Here is a 12,371-nt window from a genome sequence, read left to right on the forward strand (position 1 = left end):
GTAAAAGAAAAGAGGGGACGCATTGTCCCCTCTTTTCGAATGTTGCAAATATAAAAATATTTTGACACAAGCAAGAAATTGATTTACAAAAGGTTTTAAGTTTAACCTCCCATTTAAAGTCTGCAACGGGTATTAACTACACTTCCTGTAGTATTTTTATTTCTCGGATATTTGTAGGAGCTTTGAGTGTTTTTAAAAGGGTTAAAGCCTAAAATTAATGATGCGTTTTATAATTGAATTCTTGTTAATCGGGCTAGCTGTATTGCTGTCGCCTAAGTATATTCCCGGAATTGAGGTAGACGGGTTTGTTAGCGCTGTTATTGCGGGCGTACTTATTTCATTCGCGAATGCCACGATCGGCGCTATCCTCAGACTTTTTACTTTTCCCTTAAACTTGATGACCCTCGGCCTAATGTCTTTTGTAATCTCCGTACTGATGGTATTATTAGTCGACTACTTTATGACAAGCTTCAATACTTCGGGCTTTACAGCTCCGGTTTTATTGGCTGCTTTACTTGCCGTTATCAAAATTATCTTCGGCATCGCCAAAAAGTTTAGCTAGCTACCGAAGTCCTTCAAGTGCTTTCATCACGCTAGGCGCTGTATCTGACAGTGCTTTCGTAATGATGGGATCAATCGACCTGTTTTTGTAGGTAGTGCCAAGCGCTGAGATAGCAGCAGCTCGCACATAAGACCGGGGATCAGCAGTTGCCATGCTTGCGATTTGCTCGAATACTTGGTTTTGTTCATCCGGTAGAAGTTGTGGAACAAATTTTACAGCCATCAATCTCAGCGACCAGCTTTTGTCTTTTAAAGCCCTGATAAAAGTTTCCCTCGCACTTTTGTCGCTAACTGATTTTTGTAAACCTTGCAGTGCTTCTAGTCTATCCATAAAAAGGGGCGCGTTTTCATATTGAAAAACGTATTGGGCGACAGATTTCCTTTCTCTTTTCTCAGCCAGCAGATATTTTTCTGCATCCACATTTACCAATTCCGGCTCTGTATCCACCTGAAATGAAAAGGTTTCTTCGGCTTTAGCTAGGGTAACTTCTTTTCTTTGCCTCGTCCCATTACTGTAAATGTCGATTGCAATAGGAAGTCGGTAGGCGGCATTTTGGGTCTTGACGAGTTGTTGTTTGATATTAACCTCCACTGTTTTTGAGGCGGCCTCATAGCGCGTGTCGATATCCAGTATTGGATGCCCGGACGATAAGAACCATTGATTAAAAAACCAGTTTAGATCCAGCCCTGTCACCTCTTCAAAGGTTAACCTTAGATCATGAATCTCTGCTGATTTGTAGGCATGCTTCTTTAGGTAAAGGTTTAGTGCTTTGAAGAAAGCCTCGTCTCCAACCGTTTTGCGGAGCATGTGCAAAATCCTGCCTCCTTTTTGATAGCTTACGTCATCAAACATGTCGTCCCGGTGGGCATAATCAAAACGAATCACATCTTTTTCTGAAGATTTCCCATTAGACAAATACGTCCTTAGGTCGTTGTTCAAGTGATAGTCCGCATGGTCCCTGCCGTACTTGAATTCATTCCAAAGGTACTCGCCGTATGTTGCGAAAGCTTCATTTAAGGGCAGATTGGCCCATGACTCGGCTGTGACGAGGTCGCCAAACCAATGATGAAAAAGTTCGTGTGAGATGATGTCTTCGTAGTTCTCGTCCTGATATTCGCCCTCAGTGAGGTTCATGCCTTCAAAAAAGGTAGTGGCTGTGGTGTTTTCCATGGCGCCTCCATGAAAATCTCTTACTACTATCTGTGAATATTTCTCCCATGGATATTCTACTCCCAGCTTTGTTGAAAAGAAATCGATCATTTCCGGAGTTTTACCAAAGATCAGTTTTGCATTTTTAGCATATGCCGGTTCCATGTAGTAGTTCACCTCTTTGTCTTCCCACTTATCTTTAACAATCACAAAATCGCCGCCAGCAACCATTGCAAGGTATACCGAGTGCGGCTGATCTTGCCGCCAACTGTCAGTTCTTGTGCCGTCTCCGTTATCACTCGAAAAGTCGAGATACCCGTTAGAAAGAGTAGTGAACTTTTTTGGGAGGGTGATGCTGATTTCCTGAGTCATCTTCTCCTGCGGATCTTCTACAGTAGGGAACCAGGTAGAATTGCTCTCTGTTTCACCTTGCGTCCAGAACTGCTGCGGTTTTTCTTTATCCTTTCCATCCGGGTTGATGAAGTAGAATCCACGGTCGCCAGGACTCGCTATATCCTCACCAACTTTCAACTTCGCAGGCTCTGCAAAATAATCTATAGAAATGCTGAATTTCTGATCCCTGGTGTAGGATTTGTCCAAAGCGATCTGAATTTTTTTTCCGTCATAGCTGTATTTCAGGGGCTGACGGTCGTACCCCCTCGCAAGCTCAACCGCGTTTATTTTGAACCCTTTTGCATCAAGAACAAGTTGATTAACTGCATAGAAATAAGGCTTCGCATCAATGAGTGCTTTGCCCTGTATTGCAGAGCTGTCCCAGTTCAGTCTTAGGTCCAACTTCGTATGAAGGATGTCGACGGTTCTTGGGTAGCTGCCTCGATAGATGTTAGCGCCAAGCGCATTTGCATTTATCGTGATGGGATCAAGCGTTACCTTTTGGGTGGAGCAAGAAAAAGAAAAAACAAGAAGGATAAGAGGAGAGTATCTTTTAAAAAGTAGAATCATCGTTAATTTTCTGCCAATAAGTTTTTAACCTGTTGTTCAAACTCCTGTTTGAATTGCTCATAGTGCTCCCCTGTTCCCGGACCACTGAATCCTGTATGGATTTTTCTCACCTTGCCTTTTTTGTCGATTAGGGCGGTGGTTGGAAATGCTTTGAAGTCGTTTAAGGAAGGCATACTCTTCAGGACCTCTTTGTTGGTGTAACCGGTAATAAGTAATGGGTAAGCTACACTGAATCTCTTTTGTAACTGCTCAACGCTCTTTTTTGATTTCTCTATGTCGTTGGTTCGTTCGTAAGCCAGACCAATTACTTCAACTCCTTTGCCTCTATATTGATTATAAAACGAGGACAAGTATGCAGTTTCATCCATACAATTTGGACACCAGGAACCGAGAAACTGAACGATTACAACTTTTCCTGTAAATTTCTTGTCGCTTAGTGATACCTGATTTCCTTGCAGGTCCGGGAACTGAAAGTTCAGGCGATCCTCGCCGCTCTTCAATGAAGTTAAGGCATAGGCGTCTGGCAACATAGCGTTCGCGTCTTTTCTTGCTGTCCAGTTTCTAATAGTTGAGTATCCAGCATAAAATAGTCCGTCTGAAATAGTATTGTCTTTATTTAAAGTTCCTGTAAGCAGGTACGCATGAGAGCCGTCAAACGTGGAAAGGTAAAGCTTGTTTCCAGACAAAATTCCTTCCAGAAAGCGGTAGTCTCCGGTAGATGTTAAAAATGAACCTGTCACCTTTCTTTGCTGCTGTCTGAATTCGCCGATGGCAAGGGTAGTATCTTTTTGGGTCTCATCATAGAAAATTACCGACCACCGACCGCTTACCCGAGTGCCTGGTTTACCACTAGCATTGAAGAAGCGCCATTCTGTGGCTGCTTCTGCCCGAAAAGGCATAGTGGTAGTTTTCTCCGGTAGGTGTTTTATCCATCGACCCACCAAAGTGTTTTTTCGAATCTGTGCCCGGATCTCGGAGTCGAATAAAGGGAGTTTGATGAATATCGAATCATCTTTGACTGTAATATCTTCTACCCGAAGTCTTTCATCTGCGTTGATAATATGAATTAGATGTTGGCCGGAAGAGTCGGAAAGAATAAAGTTGAAGGGTATTTCTGCTTTAGATTGGGTTTGTAGCGTTGCTCTCCATGTTCCTGATTTGAGGCCGCCTTCAGATTTACTGCATCCTGGTGAAAAAATAATAGCGGCAAAAAATATTGCAAGTAGTAAGACAGTTTTCCTCATACATGTCAGCCTTAAAATGGTAACCGGGAAGCTTTCTAACTGTTTTTGATTTTGCTTTCGATAGCGGAGGTTGAATATCCGTCAATATAGCTGATGGTTTGCACTTCGCCTCCGTTAGCAAGTACAAAGTCGGCACCCACAATCCTATCAATGGTATAGTCCGCTCCCTTTACAAGAATATCGGGCTTAATTGCAGTTATAAGCTCAAGGGGGGTAGGCTCATTAAAAAGGACGACTGCATCTATAAAAAAGAAGGATGAAAGAATTTTACTTCTTGAGTTTTGATCTGTGATAGGGCGATGAGGCCCTTTTAATCTTGAAGTCGATTCATCCGTATTTAGGCCCACAATTAATTTGGTTCCCAGATCGGCGGCCTTCGCCAAGTAGTCAACATGGCCAAGATGCAGCAAATCAAAGCAGCCGTTCGTGAAAACAATTTTCTGATCCTTCAATCGCCAGATATTTACCATTCGTAATATCTGATCCAAAGACATTATTTTGTTTTCGGCGATCTGCAGCTTGTTCATTTTATTTTATTAACCGGTTGTTTTCATCTGGAAATACCAGGATTGGCTCGTATTTCCTTGCCTCCTCCATAGGTAACTGCCCGTAGGACATAATGATAATAATATCTCCAACTTGCGCTAATCGGGCACAAGAGCCATTCAAACAAATAACTCCCGATCCTCTTTCTCCCTTAATGACGTAAGTTTCGAACCGGGCACCATTGTTGTTATTTACAACTTGAACCTTTTCATTCGGGATGATGTTGGCGGCTTCGATTAGATCTTCGTCGATAGTGATACTTCCTACATAATTCAACTCCGCCTGCGTTACCTTCACCCGGTGTATCTTCGACTTCAAAACCTGGATAATCATGGTCACAAAAGTAGCAAAAGTTTAATTAGCAAGTGTAATAGCCATGTTAAGGCAATCGAGATTACTTTAGAATGATATTGTCAATCAAACGGGTGTTGCCCACTGTAGCAGCTAAAAGTGCGATGAGGCTTTTTTCCTCTTTCGACTCCGCGGGCCGCAGCGTTTCTGCGTTACAGATCTCAAAATATTCCAGTTTAACTCCATCGCTGTTGTTTAAGAAGTTTTCTGCCTGCTGCTTTAGGTCGGCTATAGAGCTTTCAGGAAAGGCGGCAACCGTTTGATGCAACGTTTTCGATAGGGCCAAAGCCTGTGCTCTTTCTACTACCGACAAATGCACATTCCTGGAGCTCATGGCTAAGCCGTCGGGCTCTCTTAAAATGGGACAAGTTACGACAGTGACAGGGAGCTGAAAGGTTTGCACCATTGCCTCGATCACCTTCACCTGCTGAAAATCTTTCTGTCCGAAGAAACTAACATCTGGTTTAACCACGTCAAATAGCTTCTTAACAATTTGGGTCACTCCCTTGTAGTGGCCGGGCCTGAACTTACCTTCCAAAACCTTCTCAAGATACCCCAGGTCGAGATCCCAGCTTTCTCCGGCGCTGTACATTTCTTCCACTGAGGGTATAAAAAGCACGTCGCATCGAGTTTCTTCCAGCTTTTTAATATCTGTTTCAATCGGCCGGGGGTACTTTTCAAGGTCTTTGGGATCGTTAAACTGGGTTGGATTTACAAAAATACTGCAAACAACAATATCCACCTGTGCCTGCGCAATTTCAATCAGGGATAAATGGCCTTGATGTAAAGCTCCCATTGTAGGCACAAACCCTATTGTCTTATTTTGATTCTTTAACTCGGAAAGAAAGAAAGATAGTTCCGTTTTAGATGTGAATATTCTCAAAGTACCCTCTTAGATAAGCGCAAAGGTGCTCATAACTAAAAAAATATCAAAGGGGTTTGCGTAAATCGTTGATATGTCCTAAAATAATGATTATATTTGCAGTCCCAAATTCTATTCTAATTTTTAATCTTTAACATTTGGAGATGGCAAAAACGAAGCTATTGTTTATTACCCACGAGATGTCGCCTTTCCTCGAGTTAACAAAAATTTCTGAAATAACCCGGCAGCTTCCACAGGCAATGCAAGACAAAGGATTTGAAATCCGGATTTTGATGCCTCGATTCGGAAATATCAACGAGCGTCGGAACCGCCTTCACGAAGTGATACGTCTATCAGGAATGAACATCATCATCGATGAGAACGATAACCCGCTGATCATTAAAGTCGCGTCTATTCCTGCAGCCAGAATGCAGGTCTATTTCCTTGACAATGAAGAATATTTTCAGCGTAAGCACGTTTTCAGGGATAATAGTAATAAGTTCTTTGAGGATAATGACGAGCGTACCATATTTTTTTGTAAAGGAGCACTCGAAACAGTTAAAAAACTAGGATGGTCACCGGATGTGGTGCATTGCCATGGCTGGATGACTTCTTTGGTGCCTGTATATTTAAAAACCACCTATAAAGACGATCCTACCTTTAAAAGTGCAAAAGTAGTTTACTCTGTATATGAAGATGGCTTTACCGAGAAATTAAATCCTGAGTTCGCGAGAAAAGCGATTATGAACGGGATGGTAGCTGATCATACCGAGGCATTCAAAAATGCTGATTGTGATGCTTTAAATATCGGTGCTATTTCCTACTCTGATGCTGTTGTTTACGGCTGTGCAGAGGTGAGCGAGGGAGTGTTAAAGTTTGTTAAAAACAGCAATAAACCAGTCCTGGGATACGAAAATACTTCTGATTTCGAAAATTATTATAACCTTTACGAAGAAATTGCGAACGAGGAACTCGTTTCTCTTGCTTAATAAAGAAGTAGATAATATATGAAATATTTAAGGCAAGACTTATTAACCCTGTTGATAAGTCTTTTTATTTTTAGCAGCTGTCAGAAGTCAGACACAGTAGGTCTGGATCTGGATCCTGACAATGCTATTATCAGTGATCTTACCGATACAGCAACAGTTTGGACATCTACTGTGAGAGAAGATACTGTCGCAACCTCTAGTTTAGCTCAATCTCCTCTGGGCTATTTTAATGACCCGGTTTTAGGCATAACGCGTTCAGATTTGGCGCTTGATCTTTCTGTTCCGTCAGATAACTTCAGCTTCGGAACCAATCCTACCCTAGATTCAGCTGTTTTAGTGTTGAGATACGGTGATGAATTTTACGGAGATTCGCTAAACACTACCTATAATATTAAAGTGCACCAATTAACGGAGGGCTTTGTTAGCGGAACAACCTATTATAATAACAAAATTTGGGGTTATAACAGTGGGGCGGTTATTGGAGGCAAGACGGTTAATCGTTTCGCATGGAATGATTCACTGCGGATCAGGCAAATAATAAAGGGAGCTCCAGATACACTTAGGAAAATAGAACCTCACCTGCGTATTCCGATAGATAATAACTTCGCTACTAACACGCTTCTAAATGCCAACTCGGCTAACTTCGTGAATACTGCGGCGCTTAAAAGTTATCTAAAAGGGTTGTATTTGACAGCTCAGGTTAACGGCACTGGAGGCATTATCTTTTTGAATCCATATAATACGACAGTAAGCCGCCTGGAAGTTTATTATAAGAATACCAATTCAAATAATACCCGTGATACTTTGATGGCAAGCTTCGGTATAAGTACGGCTGCGGCGAGTATTTCCCATGACTATCCTGCTGCGATTCAAAACAAATTGGGAGTGGTTTCGCAGGAAGTTTACGTCCAGCCGATGGGTGGATTAAGAACTAAAGTGAAGTTTCCTTATTTAGAGAAAATTCGGGAGAAGGGCAACTTTGCGATTAACAAGGCAGAGCTAGTGGTTTCTGTAGTTGATGGGACAACTCAATTCAGACCTGCCCGCCGATTGGTAATGTATAGAACTGATATTGCTGGACAACGGCAGATGCTACCGGACTATGGGGCGAGTGTTGTTGGTGTTGGCCATAACGCCAACACAAAAAGGTACATATTTAATGTGAGTAATTATGTGCAGCAGGTGCTAAACGGAAGCCTGAAACAATACGATTTATTTATTGCAGCAATTGATCCTAGCGCTGCAGAGAATATAGCTAATTTCCGTTTTGGTGATGCCGCTACAGCACAGCGGTCAGTATTGGGAGGTACTGCTCATCCCAACTATAAAATAAAACTAAACATCTATTATACGAAGCCGGAATAACCTTCCGGCTTTTTTTATTTCATTGCTATAAAATCGTAGATTAGTCGCCTTAAATTTTACTTATGTGTGGAATAGTAGGATATATCGGGAATCGTAATGCCTGGGATATTATTATAAAGGGACTCCATCGTTTAGAGTACCGTGGCTATGACAGCGCGGGAGTTGCTTTAATGGACGGAGATTTAAAGACGTACAAAAAAGCTGGGAAAGTAAGTGACCTGGAGGCTTTTGCCAAAGATCTGGACAAAGCCGGATCTGTGGGTATGGGCCATACCAGATGGGCTACTCACGGCGCGCCTTGTGATCGAAATTCTCACCCTCATGCTTCCGGCAATGGCAGGTTATCTATCATTCACAATGGAATTATAGAGAATTACGCGATTTTAAAGGAAGCTTTGGAGGCGAAAGGACACGCGTTTGTAAGTGATACAGACACGGAGGTTCTTATTCATCTTATTGAAGAAATTCAAAAAGCCGACAATCTGGACCTATTCGAGGCAGTTCGTGTAGCATTGAACGAAGTTGTGGGTGCTTACGCGATTGTGGTAATGAGTAAAGATGAACCAGATCTGCTTATTGCTGCTAGAAAAGGAAGTCCGATGGTCATCGGAGTAGGACAGGACGAGTACTTTATTGCTTCCGATGCTTCTCCTATTGTGGAGTATACAAAGAATGTAATCTACTTGAAAGATAGCCAGGTGGCGTATGTCAAGAGAGATGAACTGGTGATTAAAACCATCGACAACAGAATCCAAACCCCGTACATCCAGGAGTTGGAGCTTAAGCTCGAAATGCTTGAAAAAGGTGGCTTCGATCACTTTATGTTGAAGGAGATTTACGAGCAACCTCGCTCAATAAAGGATTGTATGAGGGGCCGGATCTACCCGAATCAGGGCAAAATTCAACTGGGAGGTATTAAAGAGTATGCGGAGAAGCTGAAGAATGTAGATCGCATTGTCATTGTTGCTTGCGGTACTTCATGGCATGCAGGCCTGGTAGGTGAGTATCTGATCGAAGAATATGCCCGTATCCCTGTAGAAGTGGAATACGCTTCCGAATTTAGATATAGAAACCCTATCATCTCAGAGAAAGATATTGTTATCGCTATCTCTCAGTCAGGTGAAACCGCCGATACGATGGCTGCCATTGAGTTGGCTAAAGAAAAGGGCGCTACTATTTTCGGTATTTGTAACGTAGTTGGTTCCTCTATTCCGCGTATAACCCATGCCGGCGTTTATACCCACGCTGGTCCTGAAATTGGTGTTGCATCAACTAAGGCCTTCACTGCACAGGTTACCGTGTTAACACTAATGGCCTTATATATGGCCCAGTTGCGCGGGACAGTAAATCAAAGTCAGTTAGTGCAGATGCTTACCGAGTTGGAAGATATTCCGGAGTTGGTTGAAAGATGTTTGCAGGTCAATGATAAGGTATTGGAAATTTCTGAAAAGTTGAAGGATTCCACGAATTGCTTATTCCTTGGAAGAGGCAGTGGTTTTCCAGTTGCTCTGGAAGGAGCATTGAAGCTAAAGGAAATTTCGTACATCCACGCCGAGGGGTATCCTGCTGCGGAAATGAAGCACGGTCCGATTGCTCTTATCGATGAAGATATGCCTGTTGTTTTCATCGCAACCAGGAATTCTTCTTACGAAAAAGTGATCAGCAATATTCAGGAGGTGAAAGCCAGAAAAGGTATTGTTGTCGCTATCGTAACTGAAGGGGATAAGGAAGTGAAAAAAATGGCTGATTATGTAATCGAAATACCTGATGCCAATGAGGCATATCTGCCGCTTTTAGCATCAATTCCGTTACAATTGCTGTCTTACCATATTGCAGTAATGCGAGGATGCAACGTAGATCAGCCGCGTAACTTGGCAAAATCGGTAACAGTAGAGTAAGGAAAAAGAGACATTGAAAATAAGAAAGAGGTAGTCCCCCCGGATCTACCTCTTCTCATTTTTAAACAGTCGTAATTGTTGCTTTTAATTACCTAAGCTCTGTAGCTAAATAGTCCCCCCGGATCTATCTTTTACAATTAGCCTCTCGGCACGTGTTGCATTGCATCTTCCAGATCAACATTTAATCCTTCGATTCCAATTCCTAAGTTTAAATCGGTTGTGAAGCAGAGGTATAGCTAAATGATGATAGTTTCCTCCCTTCTTATGCCACTGATTTCAATCATCGCCCCCGCTATATTCGCGATCGTATTTTTTCAAAAGAATCCTTCTCTGCAGCATTTTGTCTGAAGAATAACCTTTGCTCTCTACCAGATGAGCAAGAGCAAATGCAGCTTGCTGAACGTGGGCAAAATGATCGTCTGAATTTTCATTGTGTTTTAATTTACCTATGTTAATTAATGGAATTTAGCGCCGAACCTTCATATTTTACTTAGACTACTTAGAGTCTCGTGCTCGGCATAAAATACCTCAAGCTGGTTGTATTCTGCATTCCCTTTATTCAGATGTTGTAAACATCTGAATAAAAAATGTATCATAAAAATCAATAATCTTTATATTTGTATAGTTAACTACTATATGACTTTAGTTCAACTTGAATACATTGTGGCTGTAGACACCTACAGGAATTTTGTTACGGCTGCCGAAAAATGCTTTGTGACGCAGCCCACATTAAGTATGCAGATCCAGAAATTGGAAGACACGCTAGGTGTTAAATTATTTGATCGGAGCAAACAGCCAGTTATTCCCACAGATATAGGGCAGCAAGTCATCGAACAGGCGAGAGTGGTTCTAGGAGAAGCGGCGAAGCTGAATGAGCTAATCTCGGCGCACAAAAACGAACTGGCGGGCGAGTTGAAAATCGGTGTTATACCAACCATCGCACCTTATCTGCTTCCCAAGATAATTATGAATTTTACCACGAAGTATCCCAAAGTTCAATTATTAATATGGGAGTACACCACAGAGCAGATCATCCACAATCTCAAAATCGGGTTGCTCGATTGCGGAATTCTTTCAACGCCTTTGGAGGAGAAAGGCTTGCATGAGATTCCTTTGTTTTATGAAAATTTTGTGGTCTACACGTCCTCTTCAAGTAACTTAAGTAAGAAGAAGAAAGTCGGTGCAGAGGATATCAGTATTGATGAGACCTGGATCCTGAATGAAGGGCACTGCATGCGCAATCAGGTGCTAAACATTTGCAGGCAAAAAACCGCTGCCGGTAATAGTAGACTTTTTGAGTATAACACAGGGAGTGTCGAAACTTTGAAAAGAATGGTGGACCTCAATGCCGGGATCACCATTTTGCCCGAATTAAGCCTGGCAGATTTTTCTGCTGAGCAGATGAATAAAGTAAGGTACTTTGAGGATCCTGTTCCTGCCAGGGAGATCAGTTTGGTGACTCACAGGAACTTTCTTAAAAGAGGCATCATCAATTCATTGAAGAATGAGATTCTCGCCGTTGTTCCTTCAGAAATGCAAACTTCACAGAAAAAGTCGGTAATGGAGACGTTTTAAAAGCGCCTTCTGAAAAAGCTGAATACCCAGTACACCAGGACGACAACAACTATTATTAAAAATATTCCTACATAAATTCCAGCCTGGAATATGTCTCCTATAAGTTCACAGCCGGAGAGTAGCGTTACTGCAAATAGCGCGGTGAGTAATATTGATTTATTTGCCATAGGTATAAAATAAAGAAAGTAGTGTACCATTAAATACACTACTTTTTAAGAAAAAGTTTTTATTCCAAATTACTTTTTAGCAGCTGCATAACGCTGAGCAACCGCATCCCAGTTTACTACATTCCAAAATGCAGCAATGTAATCAGGACGACGGTTTTGGTAATTCAGGTAATAGGCGTGCTCCCAAACATCTAATCCAAGGATTGGGGTACCTTTTACATCAGCTACATCCATTAATGGATTATCCTGGTTAGGAGTAGAGGAAACCTGAAGACTACCGTCAGCAGCAACAGAAAGCCAAGCCCATCCAGAACCGAAACGAGTAGCACCCGCCTCGCTGAATTTCTTTTTGAAATCTTCGAACGAACCAAAGGTTGCGTTGATTGCTTCTGCAAGTTCTCCTGTTGGAGCGCCACTAGCGTTAGGGCCAATTACTTCCCAAAACAAAGAGTGATTGTAGTGGCCACCGCCATTATTTCTTACTGCAGGGGGAAGGCTCGAAATAGAAGCCATCAGCTCCTCAAGGCTCTTATTTTCATTCTCGGTACCAGCAATGGCGTTGTTAAGGTTAGTAACATAAGCATTGTGGTGTTTGCCATGGTGGATTTCCATAGTAGCCTTGTCAATATGTGGTTCAAGGGCATCAGACGCGTATGGTAACGCAGGTAGTTCAAAAGCCATAGTTTTATTTTTTAAGTTG

At 42.1% G+C, this 12,371-nt stretch carries 12 protein-coding genes; 5 read left to right on the forward strand and 7 right to left on the reverse strand.

Annotation, left to right across the window (positions count from 1 at the left end):
* The first annotated feature begins 217 nt into the window (after positions 1-217).
* Positions 218-562, forward strand: a complete 345-nt coding sequence (locus J4N23_RS15020) for a phage holin family protein (protein WP_370527281.1) — start codon at positions 218-220, stop codon at positions 560-562.
* On the opposite strand, the gene J4N23_RS15025 is transcribed toward J4N23_RS15020, so the two are convergent.
* The 5 genes from J4N23_RS15025 to panC form a co-directional block, all read right to left on the reverse strand.
* Positions 563-2,674 carry a M1 family metallopeptidase gene (locus J4N23_RS15025; protein ID WP_207428471.1) on the reverse strand — a complete coding sequence of 704 codons (2,112 nt, stop codon included), beginning with the start codon at positions 2,672-2,674 and terminating at the stop codon, positions 563-565.
* Between the two features lie 2 nt (positions 2,675-2,676).
* A complete protein-coding gene (locus J4N23_RS15030; RefSeq protein WP_207428473.1) occupies positions 2,677-3,918 on the reverse strand; it encodes a redoxin family protein in 1,242 nt (413 codons plus the stop codon).
* A gap of 35 nt (positions 3,919-3,953) precedes the next feature.
* Positions 3,954-4,445: a D-glycero-beta-D-manno-heptose 1-phosphate adenylyltransferase gene (rfaE2, locus tag J4N23_RS15035; RefSeq protein ID WP_207428475.1), complete on the reverse strand. Its 492-nt coding sequence runs from the start codon at positions 4,443-4,445 to the stop codon at positions 3,954-3,956.
* A gap of 1 nt (position 4,446) precedes the next feature.
* Positions 4,447-4,797 (reverse strand): aspartate 1-decarboxylase, encoded by a 351-nt coding sequence (panD, locus tag J4N23_RS15040; RefSeq protein ID WP_207428477.1) that lies wholly within the window; start codon positions 4,795-4,797, stop codon positions 4,447-4,449.
* A gap of 61 nt (positions 4,798-4,858) precedes the next feature.
* Complete coding sequence (gene panC / locus J4N23_RS15045; protein ID WP_207428479.1) at positions 4,859-5,698, reverse strand: pantoate--beta-alanine ligase; 840 nt, start codon at positions 5,696-5,698, stop codon at positions 4,859-4,861.
* Positions 5,699-5,841: 143 nt separating this feature from the next.
* Between panC and J4N23_RS15050 the strand changes: the two genes are divergently transcribed.
* From J4N23_RS15050 to glmS, 3 genes are all read left to right on the forward strand, one after another.
* A complete protein-coding gene (locus J4N23_RS15050; protein ID WP_207428481.1) occupies positions 5,842-6,666 on the forward strand; it encodes a glycogen/starch synthase in 825 nt (274 codons plus the stop codon).
* An 18-nt stretch (positions 6,667-6,684) separates the two neighbouring features.
* Positions 6,685-8,031 carry a DUF4270 family protein gene (locus tag J4N23_RS15055; protein WP_207428483.1) on the forward strand — a complete coding sequence of 449 codons (1,347 nt, stop codon included), beginning with the start codon at positions 6,685-6,687 and terminating at the stop codon, positions 8,029-8,031.
* Positions 8,032-8,093: 62 nt separating this feature from the next.
* Complete coding sequence (gene glmS / locus J4N23_RS15060; protein ID WP_207428484.1) at positions 8,094-9,929, forward strand: glutamine--fructose-6-phosphate transaminase (isomerizing); 1,836 nt, start codon at positions 8,094-8,096, stop codon at positions 9,927-9,929.
* A 276-nt stretch (positions 9,930-10,205) separates the two neighbouring features.
* On the opposite strand, the gene J4N23_RS15065 is transcribed toward glmS, so the two are convergent.
* Positions 10,206-10,394: a catalase gene (locus J4N23_RS15065; protein ID WP_207428559.1), complete on the reverse strand. Its 189-nt coding sequence runs from the start codon at positions 10,392-10,394 to the stop codon at positions 10,206-10,208.
* Positions 10,395-10,565: 171 nt separating this feature from the next.
* Between J4N23_RS15065 and J4N23_RS15070 the strand changes: the two genes are divergently transcribed.
* Complete coding sequence (locus tag J4N23_RS15070; protein ID WP_207428485.1) at positions 10,566-11,504, forward strand: LysR substrate-binding domain-containing protein; 939 nt, start codon at positions 10,566-10,568, stop codon at positions 11,502-11,504.
* A gap of 236 nt (positions 11,505-11,740) precedes the next feature.
* On the opposite strand, the gene J4N23_RS15075 is transcribed toward J4N23_RS15070, so the two are convergent.
* Positions 11,741-12,352, reverse strand: coding sequence for a superoxide dismutase (locus tag J4N23_RS15075; RefSeq protein ID WP_207428486.1), 612 nt, complete (start codon positions 12,350-12,352; stop codon positions 11,741-11,743).
* Between the last annotated feature and the right edge of the window lie 19 nt (positions 12,353-12,371).

This window comes from Pedobacter sp. SYSU D00535 (genome assembly GCF_017355855.1).
Lineage (GTDB): Bacteria > Bacteroidota > Bacteroidia > Sphingobacteriales > Sphingobacteriaceae > Desertivirga.

Coding starts and splice junctions, on each gene's coding strand:
- J4N23_RS15020 (WP_370527281.1), top strand. CDS start 218: ATGATGCGTTTTATAATTGAATTCTTGTTAATCGGGCTAGCTGTATTG.
- J4N23_RS15025 (WP_207428471.1), bottom strand. CDS start 2,674: ATGATTCTACTTTTTAAAAGATACTCTCCTCTTATCCTTCTTGTTTTT.
- J4N23_RS15030 (WP_207428473.1), bottom strand. CDS start 3,918: ATGAGGAAAACTGTCTTACTACTTGCAATATTTTTTGCCGCTATTATT.
- rfaE2 (WP_207428475.1), bottom strand. CDS start 4,445: ATGAACAAGCTGCAGATCGCCGAAAACAAAATAATGTCTTTGGATCAG.
- panD (WP_207428477.1), bottom strand. CDS start 4,797: ATGATTATCCAGGTTTTGAAGTCGAAGATACACCGGGTGAAGGTAACG.
- J4N23_RS15050 (WP_207428481.1), top strand. CDS start 5,842: ATGGCAAAAACGAAGCTATTGTTTATTACCCACGAGATGTCGCCTTTC.
- J4N23_RS15055 (WP_207428483.1), top strand. CDS start 6,685: ATGAAATATTTAAGGCAAGACTTATTAACCCTGTTGATAAGTCTTTTT.
- glmS (WP_207428484.1), top strand. CDS start 8,094: ATGTGTGGAATAGTAGGATATATCGGGAATCGTAATGCCTGGGATATT.
- J4N23_RS15070 (WP_207428485.1), top strand. CDS start 10,566: ATGACTTTAGTTCAACTTGAATACATTGTGGCTGTAGACACCTACAGG.
- J4N23_RS15075 (WP_207428486.1), bottom strand. CDS start 12,352: ATGGCTTTTGAACTACCTGCGTTACCATACGCGTCTGATGCCCTTGAA.